21 protein-coding genes are annotated in these 24,532 nt (G+C 64.5%); 11 read left to right on the top strand and 10 right to left on the bottom strand.

All coding sequences use genetic code 11. The features are described 5' to 3' along the window. Positions 1 to 11 precede the first annotated feature (11 nt). From HBA54_RS10045 to HBA54_RS10035, 3 genes are all read left to right on the top strand, one after another. A complete protein-coding gene (locus HBA54_RS10045; protein WP_205944544.1) occupies positions 12 to 950 on the top strand; it encodes a methylenetetrahydrofolate reductase in 939 nt (312 codons plus the stop codon). Between the two features lie 189 nt (positions 951 to 1,139). Then, positions 1,140 to 2,045 carry a methyltetrahydrofolate cobalamin methyltransferase gene (locus tag HBA54_RS10040; RefSeq protein ID WP_167224016.1) on the top strand — a complete coding sequence of 302 codons (906 nt, stop codon included), beginning with the start codon at positions 1,140 to 1,142 and terminating at the stop codon, positions 2,043 to 2,045. A gap of 7 nt (positions 2,046 to 2,052) precedes the next feature. Continuing rightward, positions 2,053 to 4,068, top strand: a complete 2,016-nt coding sequence (locus HBA54_RS10035) for an ASKHA domain-containing protein (RefSeq protein ID WP_205944543.1) — start codon at positions 2,053 to 2,055, stop codon at positions 4,066 to 4,068. A gap of 40 nt (positions 4,069 to 4,108) precedes the next feature. Here HBA54_RS10035 and HBA54_RS10030 read toward each other — a convergent pair whose 3' ends face one another. Beyond that, positions 4,109 to 5,110: a GlxA family transcriptional regulator gene (locus HBA54_RS10030; protein ID WP_167224012.1), complete on the bottom strand. Its 1,002-nt coding sequence runs from the start codon at positions 5,108 to 5,110 to the stop codon at positions 4,109 to 4,111. A gap of 293 nt (positions 5,111 to 5,403) precedes the next feature. Between HBA54_RS10030 and HBA54_RS10025 the strand changes: the two genes are divergently transcribed. Genes HBA54_RS10025 through HBA54_RS10010 form a run of 4 tightly spaced genes read left to right on the top strand, consistent with a single transcriptional unit; the run spans position 5,404 to position 10,605 of the window. Next, on the top strand, positions 5,404 to 6,657 hold the full coding sequence (locus HBA54_RS10025; protein ID WP_167224010.1) for a sarcosine oxidase subunit beta family protein: 1,254 nt from the start codon (positions 5,404 to 5,406) through the stop codon (positions 6,655 to 6,657). A gap of 17 nt (positions 6,658 to 6,674) precedes the next feature. Then, positions 6,675 to 6,968, top strand: coding sequence for a sarcosine oxidase subunit delta (locus tag HBA54_RS10020; RefSeq protein ID WP_167224008.1), 294 nt, complete (start codon positions 6,675 to 6,677; stop codon positions 6,966 to 6,968). A 14-nt stretch (positions 6,969 to 6,982) separates the two neighbouring features. Continuing rightward, on the top strand, positions 6,983 to 9,991 hold the full coding sequence (locus HBA54_RS10015) for a sarcosine oxidase subunit alpha family protein (RefSeq protein WP_240932599.1): 3,009 nt from the start codon (positions 6,983 to 6,985) through the stop codon (positions 9,989 to 9,991). Further along, entirely contained in the window at positions 9,988 to 10,605 is a 618-nt protein-coding gene (locus tag HBA54_RS10010; protein ID WP_167224006.1) for a sarcosine oxidase subunit gamma, read from the top strand. Before HBA54_RS10015 ends, HBA54_RS10010 begins: the two co-directional genes overlap by 4 nt. 355 nt (positions 10,606 to 10,960) lie before the next feature. Here HBA54_RS10010 and HBA54_RS10005 read toward each other — a convergent pair whose 3' ends face one another. The 3 genes from HBA54_RS10005 to HBA54_RS09995 are packed head-to-tail and all read right to left on the bottom strand — an operon-like array spanning position 10,961 to position 12,226. After that, positions 10,961 to 11,443 carry a GNAT family N-acetyltransferase gene (locus HBA54_RS10005; RefSeq protein WP_167224004.1) on the bottom strand — a complete coding sequence of 161 codons (483 nt, stop codon included), beginning with the start codon at positions 11,441 to 11,443 and terminating at the stop codon, positions 10,961 to 10,963. 5 nt (positions 11,444 to 11,448) lie between these two features. Then, on the bottom strand, positions 11,449 to 11,610 hold the full coding sequence (locus HBA54_RS10000) for a hypothetical protein (RefSeq protein ID WP_205944542.1): 162 nt from the start codon (positions 11,608 to 11,610) through the stop codon (positions 11,449 to 11,451). Between the two features lie 4 nt (positions 11,611 to 11,614). Further along, positions 11,615 to 12,226 carry a LysE family translocator gene (locus HBA54_RS09995; protein WP_167224002.1) on the bottom strand — a complete coding sequence of 204 codons (612 nt, stop codon included), beginning with the start codon at positions 12,224 to 12,226 and terminating at the stop codon, positions 11,615 to 11,617. Positions 12,227 to 12,352: 126 nt separating this feature from the next. Between HBA54_RS09995 and HBA54_RS09990 the strand changes: the two genes are divergently transcribed. Next, the gene (locus tag HBA54_RS09990) at positions 12,353 to 12,871 is read left to right on the top strand and encodes a DUF4279 domain-containing protein (RefSeq protein ID WP_167224000.1); all 519 of its coding nucleotides are present in this window, start codon (positions 12,353 to 12,355) and stop codon (positions 12,869 to 12,871) included. Positions 12,872 to 12,967: 96 nt separating this feature from the next. Here HBA54_RS09990 and HBA54_RS09985 read toward each other — a convergent pair whose 3' ends face one another. The 3 genes from HBA54_RS09985 to HBA54_RS09975 are packed head-to-tail and all read right to left on the bottom strand — an operon-like array spanning position 12,968 to position 16,070. Further along, positions 12,968 to 14,077: an acetoin dehydrogenase dihydrolipoyllysine-residue acetyltransferase subunit gene (locus HBA54_RS09985; RefSeq protein WP_167223998.1), complete on the bottom strand. Its 1,110-nt coding sequence runs from the start codon at positions 14,075 to 14,077 to the stop codon at positions 12,968 to 12,970. Further along, positions 14,074 to 15,087 (bottom strand): alpha-ketoacid dehydrogenase subunit beta, encoded by a 1,014-nt coding sequence (locus HBA54_RS09980; RefSeq protein WP_167223996.1) that lies wholly within the window; start codon positions 15,085 to 15,087, stop codon positions 14,074 to 14,076. Before HBA54_RS09980 ends, HBA54_RS09985 begins: the two co-directional genes overlap by 4 nt. 11 nt (positions 15,088 to 15,098) lie before the next feature. Beyond that, positions 15,099 to 16,070: a thiamine pyrophosphate-dependent dehydrogenase E1 component subunit alpha gene (locus HBA54_RS09975; RefSeq protein ID WP_240932598.1), complete on the bottom strand. Its 972-nt coding sequence runs from the start codon at positions 16,068 to 16,070 to the stop codon at positions 15,099 to 15,101. Positions 16,071 to 16,447: 377 nt separating this feature from the next. Between HBA54_RS09975 and HBA54_RS09970 the strand changes: the two genes are divergently transcribed. Then, a complete protein-coding gene (locus HBA54_RS09970; RefSeq protein WP_167223992.1) occupies positions 16,448 to 16,834 on the top strand; it encodes a hypothetical protein in 387 nt (128 codons plus the stop codon). 23 nt (positions 16,835 to 16,857) lie between these two features. On the opposite strand, the gene HBA54_RS09965 is transcribed toward HBA54_RS09970, so the two are convergent. The 3 genes from HBA54_RS09965 to HBA54_RS09955 all read right to left on the bottom strand — a co-directional run bounded on the left by HBA54_RS09965 (position 16,858) and on the right by HBA54_RS09955 (position 20,173). After that, positions 16,858 to 17,262, bottom strand: coding sequence for a thioesterase family protein (locus HBA54_RS09965; protein WP_205944541.1), 405 nt, complete (start codon positions 17,260 to 17,262; stop codon positions 16,858 to 16,860). A gap of 162 nt (positions 17,263 to 17,424) precedes the next feature. Beyond that, positions 17,425 to 18,330 carry a hypothetical protein gene (locus HBA54_RS09960; RefSeq protein WP_167223990.1) on the bottom strand — a complete coding sequence of 302 codons (906 nt, stop codon included), beginning with the start codon at positions 18,328 to 18,330 and terminating at the stop codon, positions 17,425 to 17,427. A 262-nt stretch (positions 18,331 to 18,592) separates the two neighbouring features. Continuing rightward, a complete protein-coding gene (locus HBA54_RS09955; RefSeq protein ID WP_167223988.1) occupies positions 18,593 to 20,173 on the bottom strand; it encodes a trimethylamine methyltransferase family protein in 1,581 nt (526 codons plus the stop codon). Between the two features lie 383 nt (positions 20,174 to 20,556). Between HBA54_RS09955 and HBA54_RS09950 the strand changes: the two genes are divergently transcribed. Further along, the gene (locus HBA54_RS09950; protein ID WP_167223986.1) at positions 20,557 to 23,124 is read left to right on the top strand and encodes a GcvT family protein; all 2,568 of its coding nucleotides are present in this window, start codon (positions 20,557 to 20,559) and stop codon (positions 23,122 to 23,124) included. A 280-nt stretch (positions 23,125 to 23,404) separates the two neighbouring features. Then, entirely contained in the window at positions 23,405 to 24,457 is a 1,053-nt protein-coding gene (bmt, locus tag HBA54_RS09945) for a betaine--homocysteine S-methyltransferase (RefSeq protein WP_167223984.1), read from the top strand. Positions 24,458 to 24,532: the final 75 nt, after the last annotated feature.

Below are 24,532 nucleotides of genomic sequence, written 5' to 3'. Positions count from 1 at the left end.
GGATGTTTGCCGTGAGCAAGGCTGATGCGGTTGATACGGCCGCCGAAGAGACCCGCCAACAGATCATCGATCTGCTGCAGGGCTTCACCATCGAAACGACGCCGGGATCGGCCGCCAAGATTCCCGACTACCGTGAACACCTGCGCCCCGGCGCCCGTGTGGCCGTCACCTTTCTGCCGGGATCGGACTTCGCCGATACGGTGGCAACGGCCAGGCGCCTGAGGCAAGAAGGCTTCGAGCCGATGCCGCACTTTGCCGCGCGCTCGATCCCCAGCCGTGACGCGCTGGAAGGCTATCTGCAGGCCCTGAAAGACAGCGTCGATATCAAGCATGTGGTGGCGCTGGCTGGGGCGGTGGACTCGCCTCTGGGGCCCTTCGAAAGCTCGATGGATATTCTGGAAACCGGTCTCTTCGATAAGTACGGGATCGAAACCATCGGCATTGCCGGGCACCCGGAAGGCAGCCCCGATATCTCGCCCAGCGGTCTTCAGGAAGCGCTGACCTGGAAGAACACCTTTGCCGAACGCAGCGATGCCAGCCTCTATATCGCTACCCAGTTCTGCTTCGAGGCCGCACCGATCATCGCCTGGGACAAGGCCATCCGGGCAGCGGGCAACCACCTGCCGATCCATATCGGCGTGCCCGGCCTGGCGACCATCAAGACCCTGATCAACCACGCCAAGGCCTGTGGCGTCGGCCCCTCGATGCGCTTTTTGACCCGTCAGGCCCGCAACGTGGCCAAGCTGATGACGGTGAACGCGCCGGACAAGCTGCTGCTCGACCTGGCGCGCTACAAGGCCCTGGATCCGGACTGCGGCATCGCGCGGGTGCACATGTACCCGCTCGGCGGGCTGCGCCGCTCGGCCGCCTGGAGCTATGCCGTGGCCGATGGCCATTTCGACCTGAAGCCCAAGGAAAAAGGCTTCAACGTCACTCTGCACATAGAATAGGCGCACATCGGATAAACGGCGGGAAACGCCGGCCGGATGCCGATCTAGCGCGAATCGGCCAGTCCCTGTCGCCTCTGCGTCAGCCGGGGGAAGCGGAAAAAGCGCTAATCGCGCCTGAGTTACGGCATTCCGGCGCGGATTCCCCGACAAAAGCGGCACACCGCCCGGGTGAACAGGAGTAAGGGAACTATGGCAGATACGGTTGTAAGCTCGGCAACCCGGGAAATGGTGATCGGTTTCGACCGCCCTTTCCGGATCATCGGTGAGCGCATCAATCCGACAGGGCGCAAGCTGCTGGCCGCCGAGATGGCCGCCGGCGATTTCAGCCGGGTCGAAGCCGACTGCCTGGCTCAGGTTGCCGCAGGCGCCCACATGCTGGACGTCAATGCCGGCATCCCCCTTGCGGACGAGCCTGCCATCCTGGCCCAGACCATCAAGCTGGTGCAGTCCCTGACCGATCTGCCTCTATCCATCGATTCCTCGATCGTCGAGGCCCTGGAAGCCGGCCTCAGTGTCTACCAGGGCAAGGCGCTGGTGAACTCGGTGACCGGCGAAGAGGAACAGATGGAGCGGGTTCTGCCTCTGGTCAAAAAGCACGGCGCCGCCGTGGTCGCCATCTCCAATGACGAGACCGGCATTTCCGAGGATCCGGAAGTGCGCTACGCAGTCGCCAAGAAGATTGTCGAGCGGGCCGCCGACTACGGCATCCCCGCCGCCGACGTCGTCGTCGACCCCCTGGTCATGCCCATCGGGGCCATGGGCACGGCCGGCCGCCAGGCCTTTGCCATCGTCCGCAAGCTGCGCGAGGAGCTGGGCGTCAACACAACCTGCGGCGCTTCCAACATCTCCTTCGGCCTGCCCAACCGCCACGCCTTGAACGCGGTCTTCCTGGCCATGGCAGCCGGCGCCGGCATGACCTCGGCGATCATGAATCCGCTGCACCCGGAAGAGTTGACCGGTATCATGGCCGCCGACGTGCTGAACGGCCATGACAAGGACTGCCGCGCCTGGATTAAAAAGTTCCGCGAGCCTGCCGCCGAAGGCACTGAAGGCGAAGGCGCGGGACGCCGCGAACGACGACGACGCCGGGGATAAACCGCCCTTGATCGATCAAGCCCTCGTTGTTTTTACACCCTCGGGAAAGCGCGGCCGCTTTCCTGTCGGGACGCCGCTGCTGAAAGCGGCTCAAAGCCTGGGCGTCGATATCGATTCGGTCTGCGGCGGGCGCGGGCTCTGCGGCCGCTGCCAGGTGGTGGTGGGCACGGGCGAGTTCGCCAAGCACGGCATTACCAGCCGGACCAACCATGTCTCGGACTGGAACAAGATCGAGGAGCGCTACAAGTCAAAGCGCGGCATGCAGGACGACCGCCGGCTGTCCTGTCAGGCGGTCCTCGTCAAAGACGTCGTCATCGACGTCCCGGAGGCAAGCCAGGTCCACAAACAGGTGGTTCGCAAGCGCGCCGAGGTGCGCGACATCGAGCTCGACCCCGCCATCCGCCTGCACTACGTCGTGGTGCAGGAGCCAGACATGCACAACCCCAGCGGCGACCTCGAACGCCTGCTGGCGGCGCTGGAAGATCAGTGGGGGCTAACCGCCCTGGAAGCGGACCTTCGCATCCTGCAGAACCTTCAGCAGTCCCTGAGGGCCGGCAACTGGCGGATCACCGTTGCGGTGCACCGCGGCCAGGTGATAACCGCCATCTGGCCGGGCTTCCACGACCGCTCCTACGGCCTGGCCGTCGATATCGGCTCCACCACCGTCGCCGCCCATCTCTGCGACCTGGCTTCCGGTGAGGTCATCGCCTCCTCCGGTCTGATGAACCCGCAGATCCGGTTCGGCGAGGACCTGATGAGCCGGGTGTCCTACGTCATGATGAACCCCGGCGGCGACCGCGAGATGACCGACGCCGTGCGCCGCGCGATCAACGAACTGGCCGATGCGGTCTGCGAGGAATCGGGGATCGACCGCGAGGAGATCCTCAACGCCACCTTCGTCGGCAACCCGGTGATGCACCACCTGCTGATCGGCATCGACCCGACGGAGCTGGGCGGCGCCCCCTTCGCCCTGGCCGCCAACTCCGGCATCACCCTCTGGGCCAGCCAGCTCGACCTGCGCTTTCATCCCAACGCCAGGGTTTATGTCCTGCCCTGCATCGCCGGTCACGTCGGCGCCGATACCGCAGGCGTGATCCTTTCGGAAACGCCGCACCTGACCGAAAAGATGACGCTGGTCGTCGACGTCGGCACCAACGCCGAAATCATCCTGGGCAACCGGGACCGTCTGTTGGCCTGTTCCTCGCCGACCGGTCCGGCCTTCGAAGGCGCCCAGATCTCCTGCGGGCAACGGGCGGCGCCCGGCGCCATCGAGCGGGTGCGCATCGACCCCGAGACCCTGGAGCCGCGCTTCAAAGTGATCGGCAGTGAGCTCTGGTCCGATGAAGAAGGCTTCGTGGAGGAAACCAGGAAGACCGGTATCACCGGCATCTGCGGTTCCGGCATCATCGAAGTCCTGGCCGAGATGTTTCTGGCGGGGATCCTGGCGCAGGACGGCACCATCGACGGGACAGCCGCAAGCCGCAGCCCCCGCATTCAACCCGACGGCCGCACCTTCTCCTATCTTGTTCACGACGGGACGCCGGAAATCCGCATCGTCCAGAACGACGTACGCGCCATCCAACTCGGCAAGGCCGCGCTCTATGCCGGCATCCGCCTGCTGATGGACCGCCTGGGCGTCGAGCAGATCGAGCAGATCATGCTCGCCGGCGCCTTCGGCAGCCATATCGACACCAAATATGCCATGGTCCTGGGCATGATCCCCGACTGTCCCCTGGAGAACGTCTACTCCGCCGGCAACGCCGCCGGCACCGGCGCGCGCATCGCGTTGTTGAACCAGAATGCGCGCGACGACATCGAAGAGGTTATCCGTCAGGTGGAGAAGATCGAAACCGCGGTGGAGCCGAACTTCCAGGCCCACTTCGTGGAGGCCATGGGGCTGCCTCACTCCTCCGCCAGCTTCCCCAACCTTTCGAAGGCCGTCACCCTGCCCGCCGCGTCCAACCCCTCGGCCGCGAACGATTCAGCCGCCGGCAAGGGCCGCCGTCGGCGGCGGCCCGCCTGAGCCATACCTCCGCCCAACGCAGATCAAAGGACCAAGCCGCCTACTCGGCGACGCGTGACTGATCCTCGTCCGCCTGCAGGGGAAGACCCCGTTCCTTGCGTGGCGTGCGGCCGAAGAAATCGCGATAGCACTTGGAGAAGTGCGAGGCCGAGACGAAGCCGCAGGCCAGCGCCACATCGATCACCGACATATTGGTCTGCAACAGCAGAAGCCGGGCCTTGTTCAGCCGCAGTTCCAGGTAGTAGCGGGCCGGGGAGCGGTTCAGGTATTTGCGGAACAGGCGCTCCAACTGGCGGGTTGAGAGATCGGCCTCCCGCGCCAGCTCGCTGCGGGTCAGCGGCTCCTCCAGGTTCTGCTCCATCAGGGAGATCACCGAGAGCAGCTTGGGGTGACGCACGCCCAGGCGCGCCGGCAGGGAGATCCGCTGGCGGTCGTGATGGTCGCGAATACGCTCGTGCATGAACTGGTCGGCCACGCTGGCGGCCAGCTCGTAGCCATGCTGGCGGGCGATGACGTTCAGCATCATGTCGATCACCGCCGTCCCGCCGGAACAGGTGAAGCGGTTGCGGTCGATCTCGAACAGTTCGGTCGTTACCTCAATGTCCGGGAACTCCTCGCAGAAGCCGGCCAGGTTCTCCCAATGGATCGTACAACGGAAGCCCTCCAGCAGGCCGGCCCGCGCCAGGATATAGCTGCCGGTGCAGATCGCCCCGACATCGGCGCCGCGCCGGTCGACCTTGCGCAGCCAGGCCTGAAGGCTCTTGTCCTGATGGAGGTGCACATCCAGGCCGCCGCAGATGACCACCGTTCCACAGGCCTCCGCCAGGGAGAGGTCGCCCGCGACATCCAAAGTGATCCCGTTCGAGGCCGTGACCGGGCCCCCGTCGCTTGAGACCAGCACCCGGTTATAGAGCTCCTGGCCGCTCAACCGGTTGGCCAGGCGGAAGGATTCGATCAGCCCGGTAAAGGGCAGAAAGGAAAAGCGCGGCACCAGGACCAAGGCGATCTTCTGGGGCACTTCCCGGGGAACATTACCAAACATTGCGCGACGCAAATCCTATGTCACGGGAACCATCGAGAACATGAGGACTTTGGCATGAAAGGCCGTGTCGCGAACAGATAATTTTCCGCCGGGGAACAGCAAGCCGTCAGCTTGCTTATCGAGTGCCCTGGCGCCTTGCCGCTGGCGTTGGGACGTCACTGACAATGCAGCCTGCCGTTGCCAAACAGCAGGCCGGATGCGAGCATGGTCAGAGGCTTAAGGGCGCCTTGGAAAGAGCGCCGGGACAGGGCCTCCGCCAAGGGGCATCGGTTAACAGGGGAAGCCGGACAGGCATGACATCGCGCTATTCAGTCTTCAGCCTTCTGCGTAACGCCCTCTCCTATCATGAGAACTGGCCGCAGGCCTGGCAAAACAAGGAGCCGAAGCCGCGCTACGACGTGGTGATCGTCGGCGGCGGCGGGCACGGCCTGGCGACCGCCTACTATCTGGCCAAGAACCACGGCATCACCAACGTCGCGGTGGTGGAGCGCGGCTGGCTGGGCGGCGGCAACACCGGGCGCAACACGACGATCGTGCGCTCCAACTATCTCTGGGACCAGTCGGCGGCGCTCTACGAACACGCCCTGAAGCTCTGGGAAGGGCTGTCCCAGGATCTCAACTACAATGTCATGTTCTCCCAGCGCGGGGTTCTGAATCTCGCCCACAGCCAGCACGACCTGCGCGAGGTTTCCCGCCGCATCAACGCCAACCGCCTGAACGGCGTCGATTCAGAGTTCCTGACCCCGGCCCAGGTGCAGGAGATGGTGCCGATCATGGACCTGCGCGCCAAGGGCCGCTACCCGGTGCTCGGCGCCAGCCTGCAGCGCCGCGGCGGCACGGCACGCCACGATGCGGTTGCCTGGGGTTATGCCCGCGCCGCCGATGCCCTGGGCGTGGACATCATCCAGGAATGCCCGGTGAACGGGTTCCGCCGTGAAAATGGCCGCATCACCGGGGTCGAAACCGGCAAGGGCTTCATCGAGGCCGGCAAGGTCGGCGTCGTCACCGCCGGCCATTCCAGCGTCATGGCGGAGATGGCGGGCTTTCGCCTGCCGGTGCAGTCCCTGCCCCTGCAGGCCCTGGTCTCCGAACCCGTGAAGCCGGTGATCGATACCGTCGTCATGTCCGGCGCCGTCCATGCCTATGTCAGCCAATCCGACAAGGGCGAGCTGGTGATCGGCGCCGGCGTCGACAGCTACATCGGCTATGGCCAGCGCGGCAGCATGCCGGTGACCGAGGAAACCCTGGCGGCGATCTGCGAGCTGTTCCCCCTGTTTCGGCGCATGCGCATGCTGCGCCAGTGGGGCGGCATCGTCGACGTCTGCCCGGATGCCAGCCCCATCCTTTCCAAGACACCGGTCGAGGGCCTTTACTTCAACTGCGGCTGGGGCACCGGCGGCTTCAAGGCGACACCCGGCTCCGGCTGGGTCTTTGCCCATACCATCGCCCAGGATGAGCCCCACGCGCTGAACGCCGCCTTCAGCATCGACCGCTTTCGCAGCGGCTTCCTGATCGACGAACACGGCGCCGCCGCCGTGGCGCACTAGAGAGTGAGAGCCCCGCCATGCTGCTGATTTCCTGTCCTCACTGCGGGCCGCGCTGCGAGAGCGAGTTCGCCAACGGCGGCGAAGCCCATATCGAACGGCCCAAAGACCCGGAGACGCTGAGCGATGCCGACTGGGCCGAGTTTGTCTTCTTCCGCGACAATCCCAAGGGCCTGGTGCTGGAGCGCTGGAACCACGCACAGGGCTGTCGCCGCTGGTTCAACGCCGCCCGCGACAGCGTGACCTATGAGATTCTGGCGGTCTATCCCATGGGGTCGCCGCCGCCGGCGCTCGACCCCAAGCGCTACGTCTGAGGAGGACGACAGCCTTGTCCGGACGCATGCGCCTGCCGCACGGCGGTCAGATCGACCACAACAAGCCGCTGAGCTTCACCTTCAACGGCCGGGCCTATAAGGGCCTGGCCGGCGACACCCTGGCAGCCGCCCTCTTGGCCAACGGCGTGCACCTTGTCGGCCGCAGCTTCAAGTACCACCGCCCCCGCGGCATCGTCACCGCCGGGCCGGAAGAACCCAACGCCCTGGTCCAGGTCGGCGAAGACCCCCGCACCGACCCCAACATCAAGGCAACCCAGCTGGAACTGGTCGAAGGCCTGAGCGCCCAGCCCCAGAACGCCTGGCCGTCGCTGGAGTTCGACGTCGGCGCGGTCAACACCCTGGCGGCTCGCCTGATCCCGGCGGGCTTCTACTACAAGACCTTCATGTGGCCGGTCAGCGCCTGGAAAACCTACGAGCACATCATCCGCCGCGCCGCCGGCCTGGGCCGGGCGCCCAGCCAGCGCGACCCGGACCGCTACGACAAGACCTATGCCTATTGCGATGTGCTGGTGGTCGGCGCGGGCCCGGCGGGCCTTGCCGCCGCCCTGGCCGCCGGGCGCAGCGGCGCCAGGGTGGTGCTGGTCGAACAGGACCACCTGCTGGGCGGCGCCCTTCTGAGCGCCGCCGAGGAGATGATCGACGGCCAGGCGGCGCTGGACTGGGTACGCGCTGCCGAGACCGAACTCTCCCAGATGGCCAACGTCCGCATCCTGCGCCGGACCATCGCTTACGGCGCCTTCGACCATGGCTTCTTTGGCCTGATGGAGAATGTAACCGACCATCTGGCGGAACCGCCGGCGGAGCTGCCCCGCCACCGGCTGTGGAAGCTGCGGGCAAAGCAGGCGGTGTTCTGCGCCGGGGCCATCGAACGCCCCCTGGTCTTCGCCGACAACGACCGTCCGGGCATCATGACCGCCTCGTCGGTGCAGAGCTACATCAACCGCTATGCCGTCAGGCCAGGCAAGCGCGCGGTGGTCTTTACCAACAACGACAGCGGCTATGGCGCCGCCCTGGATATGACGGCGGCGGGTATCGAGGTCGTGGCGGTGATCGACCTTCGCTCCGCCCCCAGCGGCCCCTTGACCGAGCGGGCCGAAGCGGCGGGCCTGCGCATCCTGGCCGAGCACGCGATCATCGGGACCGCGGGCAGGAAGCGCGTCACCAAGGTGCGGGTTGCCGAACTGGCCGTCGAGGGCGATGCGGTGGTCGGCGCGGTCGAGGAGATCGACTGCGATCTGATCGCCAACTCGGGCGGGTGGAGCCCCACGGTCCACCTGTTCTGTCACGCCAAGGGCAGCCTGAACTGGGACGAGGAGCACGCCTGCTTCGTGCCTGATAAGGCCATGCAGGCGGGCCAGCGTTGCGCCGGATCCGCCAATGGCGCCTTCGGCCTGGGTTCTTGCCTTGCCGAAGGTGCGGAAGCGGGCACCGCAGCCGCGGCCGAGGCCGGTTTCCAGGCCGGCGCGGCCGTGACGGTGGAGAGCGAGGATCGCGACTTCCTGCCCGGCCGCTGGATTTGGCTGGTGCCCTCGGACAAGCCCCTGGGGCAGAAGGCAAAGCACTTCGTCGATCAGCAGAACGACGTCACCGCCGCCGACCTGAAACTCGCCCTGCGCGAGGGCTATGTCTCCATCGAACATGTGAAGCGCTACACCACCACCGGCATGGCGACGGATCAGGGTAAGCTGGGCAACGTCAACGCCATCGGCATCGTTGCGGAAGAATTCGGACGGCCCTTGCCGGAGGTGGGCGTCACCACCTTCCGCCCGCCCTTCACCCCCGTCAGCTTCGGCATCTTCGGCGGGCGCGACGTGGACGACCTGCTCGATCCCCTGCGGCGCACGCCGATGCACGCCTGGCACGAACGCAACGGCGCCCTCTTCGAGGATGTCGGCCAATGGCGCCGCCCCTGGTACTACCCGCAGTTCGGCGAGGACATGCACACGGCGGTGAACCGCGAGGTGAAGGCGGTCCGCCAGTCGCTGGGCATTCTCGATGCCTCGACCCTCGGGAAGATCGACATCCAGGGCCCGGACGCCGCCGAGTTCCTCAACCGGGTCTATACCAACGCCTGGAAGAAGCTCGACATCGGGCGCTGCCGCTACGGCCTGATGCTGGGCGAGGACGGCATGGTGACCGACGACGGCGTCACCACGCGCCTCGGCGAAAACCACTTCCTGATGACCACCACGACCGGCAACGCCGCCGCGGTTCTGTCCCATTTGGAAGACTATCTGCAGACCGAGTGGCCCGACCTGAAGGTCTTCCTGACCTCGGTCACCGAGCAGTTCGCGACCATTACCCTTTCCGGCCCCAACGCCCGCAAACTGCTGGCGGAGCTGAGCGACGCGGAGCTTTCGCCCAATGCCCTGCCCCACATGGGCTACACCGCCGCCCGGGTGGCCGGGGTGCCGGCGCGGATTTTCCGGATCTCCTTTACCGGCGAGCTGTCCTACGAGATCAACGTACCGGCCTCCTTCGGCATGGCGGTCTGGCAGACCGTGATGACGGTGGGGGAGCGTTACGGCATCACCCCTTACGGGACCGAAGCGATGCACGTGCTGCGCGCCGAAAAGGGCTACATCATCGTCGGCCAGGAAACCGACGGCTCGGTGAACCCTCTGGACCTCGACATGGGCTGGGCGGTCTCCAAGACCAAGGACTTCATCGGCAAGCGCTCCCTCACCCGCGCCGACATGCTGAAGCCGGACCGTAAACAACTGGTCGGTATCCTGACCCAGGACCCGCAAGAGGTGCTGCCGGAGGGCGCCCAACTGGTCGAGCAGGTCCTGCCGCAACCACCGATGCCGATGCTGGGCCATGTCACCTCAAGCTACTACAGTCCGAACTGCGGCCGCTCCATCGCCATGGCCCTGGTGAAGGGCGGTCTGGCCAGAAAGGGCGAGACACTCTATGCCCCGCTGGAGGGCGGCAAGACGGTGGCCTGCGTGGTCGCGGAGAGCCCGGTATTCTTCGATCCGGCGGGAGAGCGGCTGAAATGATCGAGACCTATCTGAGACAGAATGCGCTTGCCCATCTGGGCCTTGAAGGCCGGGAGCCTTCATCCGACGCCGCGGTGCGCCTGCATGAAAAGAGCCTGCCGACAGCGGTGAACCTGCGCGGCGAGAAGGACGATCCGACCTTTCTGGAAGCGGTGAATGGGGCACTGGGCCTCGGTCTGCCCGTTGAGCCGAACACGGCGGCACAGAACGAAACCCTGGCCATCCTCTGGCTCGGCCCCAACGAGTGGCTGCTGGTCCGGCATGACGTATCGCCTGAAGCAGAAGCACAACTGTCGGCCAGCCTGCGCGACGCCCTGGGCGACATCCACAGCGCCGTGACCGAGGTCGGCGAGAGCCTGGTCTGCATCCACATTTCCGGGCCGAGGGCCGCCGATGTGATCGCCAAAGGCTGCCCGTTGGATCTGCACCCCAGCGCCTTCGGCGGTGCCGGCCACTGCGCCCAAAGCCACCTGTCGAAAACCGCCATCACCCTGCATCAGCTAAGCAACGAAGATGAAGGCGGGCCGGACTACGACCTCTACACCCGCCGCTCCTTCGCCGACTACCTCTGGCGCTGGCTCAGCGACGCCGCGCGGGAGTATTCAGGCGGCTAGCGAAGCGCTGCGCGGCCGCAAGGCTGTTTTTCCCCGACACCCACGCCCTCAACGCCTGTTTGATCAAGCTCAAGGCCCTCTCTTGGATCCTGTGGCACGACTGCCAGCCAGTCAGCGGAAAGTCACAGCCTTCGCAACAAAGACCGGTGGCCCGCAACCTGTTTTCCAGATGAGGTGACCACTATGGGTATCTCGCCGATGCTGTTCATTTGCCTGTTCCTTGCAGGATTGGGCATTTTCCTAATCGGTGCCGCAGCGATCTGGTGGGTATCGCTTCAGGCACAAGAGTCGAAAAGAAGAGACAGCGCCTAGATCAGACGCCCGGCGCCCGGGGCATCTGCCAACAGCCGACAGATCAGCCTGCAATATCCGAAACGGCGACCTTCATGTGCGGCAGACTGCGGCCCGGGATTGAACCGGAAGGCGCTTCGCCAACGACCTTGAAGCCCATTGCTTCGTAGAAAGGAACGGCGGCGGGGTCGGCATCGAGACGCAGGTCGATCAGGCCCTGTTCCTTGGCGCGCTGCACCAGCTTGTTCCAGAGCAGCCGGCCGACCCCCCGGCGTTGCCAATCCGGGTCGATGAAAAAGGCATGCACTTCGCCGGAGCCGCCATTCGGATCGGCCAGCAGGCAGGCGCAGCCACAGAGTTCCTCGCTCTCGGCAACCCAGTACTCGCCTTCGGCGAGGCGCTGGTCGGTGACCGTCAATTCCTCCCGGCAGGCGGCCATGAAGGCGTCGTCGTAACCATTCGAACGTTTGGACTTCAGGGACAGCGCGGTCAGAGCCTCGGCTTCATCATCCCGGGCGCGGCGGACGGTGACGTTCGATTCCTGCATTTTTGTCAGCGATCCGTATCGTGATCGGGGTGCTGGTTGGAGATGACCTGGGCATTCCAGTCCGCGTCTTCCTGCGCCTGCGCCGGCGCAACCTCCGGCAGGTCGAACAGGCCCTCGGCGCGGTAGCGCAGGGCGCCGCATTGGCACCCGCCGGTAACACCGGTCATCCCTTCACCGCTCAGAAAGAGCGAGCCGCAGACCCAGAGCCCCAAAGGCCCCGGCGAAACCACGCCTCAGCCAGAGCATTGTCAGTGGCTTTGAAATGACGTGATGCCGCGCCGCAGAGGCGAAAGCGCCGTAGCCGACGAAAACGACAAAGGTCAGCGCCATGAAGGTCGCGGCCAGGCCCAGCATGGTAGCGGTCGGATCAGACGCGCCCGCCGGCACGAACTGGGGCAGGAAGGCCAGGAAGAAAAGCGACAGCTTCGGGTTCAAGGTGTTCACCAGAATACCGCTGATGATGATCTTGACTGCGGAGACCGGAGCATTCTGTTCGGAGACCTGCAGAACGCCGCCGTTCCGCCACACGCCCCAGGCCAGATAGAACAGGTAAGCGACCCCGAGATACTTCACGACCTGAAAAGCCATGGCGCTGGTGTGGAGCAGCGCCGCCAGCCCGATGATCGAGGCGACAACGTGAGGCAGAATACCCAGCGTACAGCCGAAGGCCGCGAAAACGCTGGCCCGCCAGCCCCGGCTGAGCCCGAAAGCCAGGGTGTAGAGCACGCCGGTGCCCGGCAGCAGGATCACGATCATCGCGGTCAGCAGGTATTCGACCGTCATGCATAATTCTCCCAAATCAAAGCCATGACTTGAACCATAAGACCAGACTTCGACGACACATTCAAACGGGGGCCCGACGGGGCGCCTATCGCCACCCGTTCGGTCGCGCCGTTTGGACTGGGCCAAATGTCAGACCCGCAGCGCTCGCGAATGGAAACGCCATCACAGTTGGATTGTTTGATGCCTTCACCACCTGAGACTGATCGCGAGTATGCTTACTTTCATGCTGTCGGCCGCGATGATCCGTCCGAGATTACCGAGGCCCTGGGGTTGCAACCGGATGAATGCTGGCGTGTTGGCGATGCCTTCGAACGTCGCGGTCACACACTCAAGCGGAAATCTTCATGTTGGAGACTCAAGAGTGGATTAGAGGACACCCAGAGCCTTGACCGTCATGTTGACGCCCTACTCTACAGACTTCGGCCGCATCGCGATGCGCTTCTGGACATCGGCACCAGATTCCGGACCCAGATCGTCTGTGTGAGCTTCGCCTATCAAAGCTTCAGCTGGGCATTGGATTTCGAGGCCCAGAAAGAAGCCACATCACTCTGCATAGGCTTTTGGTTCGATACCTACAGTTTCGGCGACTTCCACGAGGAAATGGTCGAGTTGCGGGAGCAGTTAGGGTTGCGTCAAGACGTTTAGCGATCCGTTCAGCGCACACTCGCCAGCGTCCGGAAGACGCCCCATAGCCATCGAGGCCCAAGAGCCAACGCCGGCCACAACGGCCACGTGCAGGCCCTAACCCGCGATCAGCCGGTTCACGTCGCCGGCGGCTTCCATATGGGGCATGTGGCCGGTCCGCTCCAACCAGTGGAGCGTCACGTTGTCGGGCAGACCCTCGCCATGCGCGGGGGGGACGATGGCGTCATCACGGCCCCAGATGGCCTGCACCGGCATGGCCAGTGTGGCGAGTTGATCCCGCATAACCAAACCCTGCCGCCCGCCGGGGAAGACCGCATCGGCCAGCGCGTTCAGGGCCGCCGTCACGCCGTCCAGACGTTTGTATTTCTGCACCTCGTTGATCATGTCGCGGCTGACCAGCTGCGGATCGGCAAAGAGCTGCTGCAGCAGGCTCTTGATCTCCTTGCGGCCCTCCGCCCCGGCGAATCCCTTCACATAGGCAACGTTCAATTCCTCGCCCAACCCGGCCGGGGACAAGAGGGTCAGCCGGCTCACCCGCGCCGGCTGATCGATCGCGAGTTTCAGGGTAACGGCACCGCCGAGGGAGTGGCCCACCAAGTGCGCCGCGCCGATGCCGACAGCTTCCATGTAGTCGGCCAACAGCGCGGCCAGTCCCGCCACATCCAGACCGGCCACGTTCTTCTCTGCGCGGCCGTGGCCCGGCAGGTCGAGCGCATAGACGCTGTGGTCTTCCGCCAGGACCGGCTGATTGAACAGCCAGCCGTTGAGGTCGCCGCCGAAACCGTGCACCAGGACGACCGGCGGGCCGTCTTCCGGGCCCATGCGCAGATGACTGAGCTGGCGCCCGGCGACGGTGATCGTCTCAGCCTCTGGGGCCGCCGCAGCGTCGCTGGCTTCGACCACGAAGTTGGCCTGGAAGTCGGTGATGAAGGCCTCGATATCGGCATCCGGGATCTCGGCCCCGGCGGCCACACCGATCAGCGCGCCGACCGGCACGGTTTCACCCTCCACCACCACGCGGCGGCGCAGGACGCCGGCGACCGGGCTCTCGAAGACATTGGTGATCTTCGTGGTCTCGATTTCCAGGATCTCTTCACCGCCGGCGATGGCCGCGCCCTCCTCGGCCATCCAGGCGCTTACCTTGCCCTCCTCCATCGCCAGGCCCCACTTGGGCATGGTGATGGCCTGGATCGCGGCCTCGCTCATGCCTGCGCTCCCATGACGCTGCGCACCGCTTCCTCGATCCGCTCCGGGCTGGGGATGTAGAGATCCTCCAACTCGGCGGCAAAGGGCACCGGCGTGTGCGGCGGCGTCACCATGCGGATCGGCGCCTTCAGGGCGCTGAAGGCCCGCTCCGAAACCAGGGCCGAGATATCGGTGGCGACGTTGCAGCGCGGGCTGGCCTCATCGACGATGACCAGACGCCCGGTCTCTTCGACGCATTCGATAATGGTTTCCTCGTCCAGCGGCGAGGTGGTGCGCGGATCGACCACCGTGCAGCCGATGCCCGCGCCCTCCAGCTTGTCGGCGACTTGGTTGGCGAACTGGACCATGCGGCCGATGGCGACGATGGTGACATCGTCGCCTTCGCGGGTCAGGTTGGCCTCGCCGAAGGGAATGGTATAGGCCTCGTCCGGCACCTCTTCCTCGTCGTCGTACATCACCTTGTGCTCGAAGAAGATCACCGGGTCGTCGTCGCGGATCGCCTGGATCAGCAGGCCCTTGGCCTCGTAAGCCGAAGAGGGAATGACCACCTTCAGGCCCGGCATATGGGTGAACACGGGATAGAGGCACTGGCTGTGCTGGCTGGCGGCGCGAAAGCCGGCGCCGTACATGGTGCGTATCACCAGCGGCGTCACCGCCTTGCCGCCGAACATGTAGCGGAACTTGCCGGCCTGATTGTAGATCTGATCGAGGCAGACCCCCAGAAAGTCGACGAACATCAGCTCCGCCACGGGCCTGAGGCCGGTTGCTGCCGCGCCTGCAGCGGCGCCGATGAAGGCGCTCTCGCTGATCGGTGTGTCCAGGATGCGGTCACGCCCGAACTCCGGCATCAGGCCTTTGGTCACCCCCAGCGGGCCACCCCAGGCATCGTCCTCACCGGCGGCGCCCATGCCGCCCGCCACGTCCTCGCCCATCAGGATCACCGTGGGGTCGCGGCGCATTTCCATGGCCAGGGCTTCGTTGATCGCCTGGCGGAATGATTTCTTCGGCATCTCGGCCTCCCCTAGTACGAAACGTAGACGTCGGTGGTCAGGTCCTCGCGGGTCGGCGGCGGCGCCGCCACGGACTCGCTGACCGCCTCATCCACCAGGGTTGCGACCGAACGGTCGATCTCATCCATTTCAGATACTTCCAGAAGGCCGGTTTCGGCGACCCGCTGACGGAAGATATCCAGGCTGTCGCGCTTCTGGCGCAGGCCGTCCACCTCGCCGTTGCCGCGATAGGTCATGGCATCGCCCTCGAAGTGGCCGAAATAGCGATTCAGCCTCACGTGCAGCAGGCTCGGCCCGCCGCCGTCGCGCGCCTTGGCGATCACGTCGCGGGCCGCTTCATAGACCGCGAAAAAATCATGGCCGTCGACCTCGAAGCCCTCCATGCCGAAAGCCTCGGCCCGCTTCACCTGGCTGCCGCCGCCAACCGACCAGGCAGAAGCGGTGGACTCGGCGTAGCCGTTGTCTTCCACCACGAAAATCACCGGCAGGTTCCAGACATTGGCAAGATTGTAGGATTCCAGCGTGGTGCCCTGGTTGGAGCCGCCGTCGCCGACAAAGGCCACCGCCACCGCCCCGGTACCCAGGGTCTTTGCGGTCAGTGCCGCACCGCAGATCAGTGGCGGCCCGCCGCCGACGATGCCGTTGGCGCCCATCATGCCCTTGGAGAGGTCGGCGATATGCATGGAGCCACCCTTGCCGCCGCAGAGGCCGCCGCTGCGCCCGTAGATCTCCTGCATCATCCCCTTCACGTCGCAACCCTTGGCAATACAGTGGCCGTGGCCGCGGTGGGTCGAGGCGATGTTGTCCTTGTCATTCAGGTTCATGCAGACCCCGACGGCCGACGCCTCTTCCCCGGCGTAGAGGTGGACGAAACCGGGAATGCCGCCGCCGGCGAATTCATCATGCACCCGCTCCTCGAAATCGCGGATCGTGCGCATCTGCGTGTAGGCTTTGACGAGGTCTTCTTTGCTCAACTGAAGCATTGGCGTCGTTCCTCCCATAGATGGCCTGTCGCAGGCCATGACCTGCCACCGTCCGATTGGTCGGGCCGGCTGGCTATCGGGCCGCGCATCGCTTTGGTGGGTCGACGGACAACAACGAAAACACCACGAACGGTCCTGAACAACGTGATCTTGGCGCAGGATCGCCGGAAAACAGTCGACTCACATCGCGACAGCTTGTCGGCACTTTTTTCTTAGTGTGACTGAGGTCCCATCGCCAATCAATGGACATTTGTAAGAAACCTGTTTCATTTGTTGAGAACGGCATTTCAGCGTTTCAACAGAGCCAATCGGCGGCAACGGGTTTCAGGCTGTGACAAGCGGCCCTATGCTGCGTGGCAGCATAGGAGGATCAGAGAATGCGCAGACACTTCTTCGCACTGGCCGTCAGCCTCGCGGCGCTGTGCCTGCAATCCGCGGATGTTTTGGCCGATGACAAACTCACCGCCGGGCAAATCCAGCAACTGCTCGACGGACGCACCGCCCTGGGCAACTGGCGCGGCACCGACACCCGGCAGTACTTCGAAACCTCCGGCGCCACGGTCTATCTTCCCGAAGGCGGCGTGCCCGACGAAGGCAAGTGGAAGGTGGACGAGGCCAAGGACCAGTACTGTTCCTGGTGGCAGCGCGGCGGCTGGGCCTGCTATGACGTGGAAACCGACGGCACCACCTACTACTGGGTGACGCCGGGCGACGACTACCGCTCGCCCTTCACCATGACCGACGGCAGGCAGATGAGCTTTTAAAGCAAGAGAGTGAGATCAGATGGTCAGCGTCTGAGCGACTTCCCCTTTTCGTCGATGCGGGCCTGAAAGGACGCGGCGGTGACGACCACGCGTTCATGCCGGCCCTCACCGATCAGGTCCATCTCGTCGTGGGCACGGACGGCAAACAACAGCTTGCGTCCGTCCACCGAGATCAATTCCGCCTCCGCCTTCACCGTCATACCCACTGGGGTCGCAGCAAGGTGGGAGACGTCGAGGTGCGTGCCGAGCGACTGCTTGCCCTCCGGCAAAAGCTGCTCGACGGCAGCCAGGGCGGCTTCCTCGATAAGATTGATCATCCTGGGTGTTCCAAGCACGGCGATATGGCCGGAGCCGATGCGCGGCGCGGTATCGTTCGTTCCCACAACCATTTCCGCATGGCCGGTCATTCCAAGCTCGATCTTATCCAACTGGGTATCTTCCTCTCTACGTGAAAGCCGTCAGCAAAGGAAAAGTGGCACGCAGAGAACCGCGCCACTCTGTAGACTCGTGGAACGGAACTTAGCCGACATTCACCCTTATGAAAACGTTGGCTTTTTTTGCGGTTTGGATTCGCTACCGCGACAATACGGTTACTGAACCTTGGCGACGAGTTCTTGCACGATCCGCTGAGCCATGCGTTCTCGGCGCTCCTCTTCAACCAGATAGAGAGGGCTCGAAAACCGTCGTAAAGCCGGGTTCTTAAGGACTTCCGCCAGTTCCCCGACATGCCGGGCTGGGGCCGTTGGGTTAAACGAAAAACCGACATCCAAATTCGGAAACAGATTCACCACACCGCCCGTCACAAAGATCACGTGGTTGACGACCGGGCAATCCTGCCAGATGGGAAGCCATTCGCCGGCCCCCTCGCAAACCACCGCATCGACGCCGATGTCCAACAATGCGTTGAACGCATCCCTTTGCTTTTCAGGTGACACGCAAGGCGCATAGGTAATGTCGATATCCGCTTTGAGAACTGAACTGTCAAACGGGAGACCGGTCCTGCCGATTATATGCCGTAAGTCAGAACGCTCCTTCAGCTTAGCGCCATATTCGCTGCAAAAGAATTCGACGTTATTCAGTTGAGTCGTTCCGGTCCTCATCAACAAGATGCTTCGCCAGGTCGGATGGCTTAAGAGTTGGGTCGGAACAACTAAATCTACCAGGTCTGCTCCCGTCAACGGCGACGCAGTACTCAACCTCCATGCGTCCTTGCCAAACAGCTTGCACTGCGACCTCGGATACACCTCAATCATAAAATCAATCAGGTCGTATAGTCGGGATGAGGCATAGGGCTTGAACCCGACAGCCCTCTCTCCATTCCCGTTCAGGGCCCTGATAAGAGCCGTGGCGATAGTGGTCTTACCGATGTTCGTCCCGCTGCCCACGACCCAATAAATCGAAGGAGATGTCGAGCCCTGTCTCACAAAAACTCCCTGGTTAGCTTTCGCTTTTACCCCGGCTTGCCCCGCCTGACTCCATACCGTCGTCTTTCCCATTTCCTGGCCTATTTCACAAGGCTTTGCGCGTGCGTATCGCCGTGGCCGACCAGTTTTACTCATGCCGCCAGGCAGGCCTGATCCGGCGGGCGAACCAAGTCACCCCGTGAGGGGGATAAAGGCGGGAAGCGGGCAAGCCGCCTCATGGGCGGAAGTCGCAGACTTCTGGAATCGCTGCAGCGGGCCTTCAGCCCTTGCCGGACCGATGGACAGCCGCCGGCAGTACAACAAGGTTGTTACAGGTCGGTTCTGTGGACGCGGGTCAGGAAAAGGCGTCGGGCTCCGAGGCCTTGCGCTCGGCGATGAAGGCCTTCAGGGCCTCGTCGATGGAGGGCGCCAGGGCCGGGGCTTCGTAGTCCGCCAGCATCTTCTTATAGATGCCGTTGGCGCGCTGGAAGGCGTCGAGGGCGCCATCGGCCTCCCACTGCTCGAAGGAATTGTTGTCGGCGATGTTCGAGCGGTAAAAGGCGGTCTCGAAGTTGGCGCGGGTGTGGGCGCAGCCCAGGAAGTGGCTGCCCGGCCCGACCTCGCGGATGGCATCCATGGCCTGACCGTTCTCGCTCAGGTCATAGCCGCCGGCGAAGGTCTGCATCATGCCCAATTGGTCCGCATCGATGATGAACTTCTCATAGGACGACACCAGACCGCCCTCCAGCCAACCGGCAGCGTGGAGCACGAAGTTCACCCCGCCGAGGACCGTCGGCATCAGGGTCTGGGTGCTTTCATGGGCCGCCTGGGCGTCCGGCAGCTTGGAGCCGCAGAGCGACCCGCCTGAGCGGAAGGGCACGCCGAGGCGGCGCGCCAGGGCCGCCATGCCGTAAAGCACCAGCGCCGGCTCCGGCGTACCGAAGGTCGGCGCACCGGACTGCATGGAGATCGAAGAGGCGAAGCTGCCCAGCACCGCCGGCGCACCGGGCCGCACGAGCTGCGTAAAGGCGAGGCCCGCCAGCGCCTCCGCCAGGGTCTGGGTCATCACCCCGACCGGCGTCACCGGCGCCATGGCGCCCGACAGGATAAAGGGGGTGACGATGCAGGCCTGATTGTGCCGGGCATAGACCTTCAGCGCCCCCAGCATGGTGCCGTCGAAGGTCATGGGAGAGTTGGCGTTGATCAGATTGATCATCACCGTGTTGTTCTCGACAAAATCGTCGCCAAACACGAGCTTCGCCATGGCCACCGAGTCCTCGGCGCGCTCCGGCGCCGTGACCGAACCCATGAAGGGCATGTCGGAATAGCGCAGGTGGGCGTAGACCATATCGAGGTGGCGCTTGTTCACCGGCACGTCGACCGGCTCGCAGACCGTACCGCCGGAGTGATGCACCGACGGCGACATATAGGCCAGCTTCACGAAGTTCTGAAAATCCTGGATGGTCGCATAGCGGCGCCCACCCTCCAGGTCGCGCACGAAGGGCGGGCCGTAGACCGGGGCGAAAACCGTGTTGTTGCCGCCGACCTCCACCGAGCGTTCCGGATTGCGGGCATGCTGAGTGAAGCTGGAAGGAATGGTCTCGCAGAGCTTGCGGCAGAGCCCGCGCGGAAAACGCACCCGTTCGCCCTGCACATCGGCACCGGCGTCTTTCCACATCGCCAGCGCCTCCGGGTCATCGCGGAACTCGATGCCGATCTCGTTCAGCACCGTTTCGGCGTTCTCCTCGATCAGGGCCAGGTTCTCTTCGGAGAGGATCTCGTAAGGCGGTATCTGACGCTCGATGAAGCGCTTCTTGGCGACCGTGCCACTGCTGCGCAGGGCGCGCCGGGCATCGGCCCCGCCGCCGCTGCGCCGGCCGCGCCGCCCCTCGCCCCGTACCGGCTGGGTCCCGTCAATTTCCGCTATTCGCGCCATATCCCGATCCTCGAAAAGGAAGAACCGGATTATCGGCACCACGGCTTTCGGCGCTCTGTCGCAAGCGCGACCGTGTCGGGTGGAAACGCGCCAAGCAGCCCCCTGGATCGCAGGCTGAAAACCGCGGAATTCCTGAAAGTTCCAGGACCCGGCCCGAAGGGGCCGCCCCCTTGCCGGCTATGTCGGGGATACGACAAATGCGGTCGCCGGAACGGGGTGCGCGCGCCGCCGCTTCGGGAAACAATGGGCACCTTGCCGGGACGGCCCTCCGTCCCGGGATAAGGCATGAGCGAGGCCGGCCCGCAGGCGGGCCCGGGGGCGGCGGCGGGCAGTACAGGATTGCCGGTCAGGTGACGCAACGTTCTTAGACGGAGACGGTATTAATGGCGCAGTTCCACAAGAGCGCGAACGTCGTGATCATCGGACAGGGCGGCATCGTCGGGGCCTCCGTTGCCCATCACCTGATCGAGCGGGGCTGGGACAACATCATCGGGATCGACAAATCGGGCATCCCGACCGACATCGGCTCGACCGGCCATGCGTCGGACTTCTGTTTCAACACGATGCACGACCAGATAACGATCTTCACGACCAAGTACAGCATCGACTTCTTCGAAAAGCGCGGCCGCTACGCGCGCATCGGCGGCATTGAGGTTGCCCGCAAGGGCGACGACGAACGGATGCGCGAACTCGAACGCCGGGTCAGCTCCGGCCGCGCCTTCGGCAACCGGGTCGAAATGATCACGCCCAAGAAGGTGAAGGAGCTGATGCCGCTGGTCGATGAAGACGTCATCCAGGGTGCGCTTTGGGATCCGGATGCGGGTCTGGTGATCCCGCGCTCCCAGGTCGTCGCCGGGGAGATGATCCGCGACGCAGAGGAAACCGGCAAGCTGAAGACGATGGCCAATACAGCCTGTACCGGTCTCGATATCGAGAACGGCCACATCAAGGGCGTCCACACCACGCGCGGCTATATCGAGGCGCCCACCGTCGTCGTTTGCGCCGGCCTCTGGGGTCGCCTGATCGCGGAGATGGCGGGCGAGGACCTGCCGGTTATGCCGGTCGACCATCCGCTGACCTTCTTCGGGCCCTACACGGAATTCGCGGGCACCGGCAAGGAGATCGGTTATCCCCTGCTGCGCGACCAGGGCAACTCCGCCTACCTGCGCGACACCGGCGATCCGAAGACGAGCGAGGGCGGACAGATCGAATGGGGCTATTACGAAGAGAAGGAGCCCCGCCTCGTCCATCCGCGTGACCTGCTGGAGAAGGAGGAGGCCCGCCTCTCACCCTCCCAGCGCGACCTGGAGATGGAGCAGGTTATCGAACCCCTGGAGCGCGCGATGGAGCTGACCCCGATCCTCGGGGAACTCGGCTACAACGAGAAGTATTCCTTCAACGGGCTGCTTCAGGTGACCGGCGACGGCGGGCCCTCCATCGGCGAATCGCCTGACGTGCGCGGCCTGTGGTACGGCGTGTCCGTCTGGATCAAGGACGGCCCGGGCACGGGCAAGCTCATCGCGGACTGGATGACCGACGGCCGGACCGAGTTCGACCATCACAGCATCGACTACGCCCGCTACTATCCGATTCAGAAGACGGAACGCTATATCCACGACCGCTGCTATGAGACGGCGTTCAAGATCTACAATCCGCCGGTACACAATCGCGAACCCTACTCCAAAGGCCGGAACCTGCGATGCAGCCCCTTCTATCTGCGGGAGAAGGAGCTGGGCGGCCATTTCATGGAGATCGCCGGCTGGGAACGGGCGCACGGCTACGCCTCCAACGAGGAGACGCTGCTGGCCAAATACGCCGAGCGCGTGCCGGAGCGCCTGAACGAGTGGGACAACCGCCACTTCTGGCGGGTTTCCAACGCCGAGCATCTGGAGCTCTCCGAGAACGTCGGCATGGTCAACCTGTCCCACTTCGCGATCTACGACGTCTCGGGCCGCGACGCGGAACGGCTGATGGAGTACGTCTCCTCCTCGAAGGTCGCGGGCGACACGCCGCTCGGCAAGGGCGTCTACACCAACTTCCTCGACGCCGCCGGCGGCGTGCGGGCGGACCTGACCGTCCTGCGTCTGGCCGAGGACCGCTTCCGGGTCATCGACGGCGGCGATGCCGGCAACCGGGATGCCACCTACCTGCGCCGCATGACACAGGACAAGGAATGGTCGGTCTTCGTCGAGGACCGGACCGATCATTATGGCTGCATCGGAGTCTGGGGGCCGAACGCCCGCGAGAGCCTGAAGAAACTGGCCGACAATCCGGCCGGGCTCGATCCGGAGAACTTCCCCTTCGCGGCCAGCCGGGACTTCACCCTGCGCGGCGTGCCGGTGAAGGGTTTCCGCATCTCTTATGTCGGTGAGCAGGGCTGGGAACTCCACTTCCCGCTCAGCTACGGCCTGGCGCTGTGGGACATGTTCCGCGAGGTCGGCATCGCCCCGATCGGGATCGAGACCTACGCCAACAGCCGCCGGCTGGAGAAGAGCCTGCGCCTTCAGAACGCAGACCTTCTGACCGAGTACAATCTGGTCGAGGCCGGTCTCGCCCGTCCGAAGGTCAAGGCCGCCGATTTCCACGGCAAGGCCGTCTATCTCAAGCAGCGCGAGCGCGCGCAGCAGCCGGCGATGCTCTGCACGCTCACGGTAACGGACAATAACGACAAGGACGGCGTGGCGCGCTTCCCGATGGGCAACTGCCCGATCGTCAATCCTAAGACCGGCGACGTGCTGATCGACTCGCTCGGCCGGCGCTCCTACACGACCAGCCTGGCCTACGGTCCGTCGATCGGAAAGAACATCGCGCTCGGCTACCTGCCGCAGGACTACTGCGAGGCGGGCCGCCGGCTCGAGATCGAGTACTTCAACCAGAAGTTCCCCGTCCAGGTCGAAGCCGTTGGCATGAAGGGGCTCTACGACCCGACCAATGAGCGGATGAGGTCGTAAAACGCTGACGACCCGGAGAACGTGCGGTTGTGGGCTTAAACCAAAAAAGCCCCCTCACCCCGACCCTCTCCCACGAGGGGAGAGGGAGATGTTGCGAGACTGCCGCATAGACCCTCTCTCCTCGCGGGAGAGGGAGGGCCCCGCGAAGCGGGAGGGTGAGGGGGCTTTTTTTAACGGCTGCGGTGCTATTCTTGCCCTCTTTCATGAGAAACCTTATCGTCCCGCTTTCCGCGGTTCCCGTAGGGAAACACGCGATTATCCAAAGGACTTTTACGCTGATATGGCTGACCGCCTGACTGAACTTCTGAAGACCCGCCCCTGGCTGCTGGCCGATGGGGCCACCGGCACCAATTTCTTCGCCATGGGCCTGCAGCATGGCGACGCGCCGGAGATCTGGAATCTGGAGCGCCCGGACGATGTTGTCCGGCATTACCGCAGCTTCATCGATGCCGGCTCCGACATCGTTCTGACCAACACCTTCGGCGGCACCGCCAACCGGATGAAGTTGCACAGGGCCGAGGACAAGGTCTTCGAGATCAACAAGGCCGCCGCCGAACTGGCCCGTCGCGCCGCCAAGGAGAGTGGCCGCGATGATGTGATCGTCGCCGGCTCCATCGGTCCGACCGGCGATCTCTTCGAGCCGCTGGGGCCGATGACCATAGAGACGGGGGCGGCAGCTTTCGAAGAACAGGCCAAGGGTCTTGCCGCTGGCGGCGCCGATGTCGCCTGGATCGAAACCATGTCGGCGGTCGATGAGGTGAAGGCCGCGGTTCAGGGCGCGACCGCCGCCGGCCTGCCCTACGTGGTCACCCTCTCCTTCGATACCAACGGGCGCACCATGATGGGGATCACCCCGGCGCAGTTCGCCAGCCTGGCCCATGAACTGACCCCCGGGCCGCTCGCCTTCGGCGGCAACTGCGGCACCGGCGCCTCGGAACTGATGGCCGCTCTCTTGAACCTGAAAGACGCGAAAGCGGAAACCGACGTGCTGGTCGCCAAGAGCAACTGCGGCATTCCCCAGTATGTCGAGGGCGCCATCGAGTACACCGGCACGCCGGCGCTGATGGCCGACTATGCGCGCCTTGCCGTCGATGCCGGTGTGCGCATCATCGGCGGCTGCTGCGGCACCTCGCCGGAGCATATCCGTGCCATGCGCGCAGCCCTGGAGACCCATGAGAAGGCTGCGCCGCCGGAGATGGCGACGGTCATCGCCAAACTGGGCGAAATCTCCAAGGGCGCCGAGCAACAGCAGGCCGGACCCCTGGGGGAGATTCCAGCCGCCCCCGCCAGGCGCCGCCGTGAGGGCCGACGGCGCGGTCGCGCCGCCGGCTAAGCCTCATGGCGAACCCCGGCGAAGATCGCCGGGGCTCGCCGAGAAGGACACCGCCATTGCTGCTGATGTCAGGGA

The organism is Pelagibius litoralis (assembly GCF_011683915.1).
GTDB lineage: Bacteria > Pseudomonadota > Alphaproteobacteria > Kiloniellales > Kiloniellaceae > Pelagibius > Pelagibius litoralis.
The sequence above is the reverse complement of the archived record's forward strand: the minus strand, read 5'-3'. Positions and strand labels throughout refer to the sequence as shown.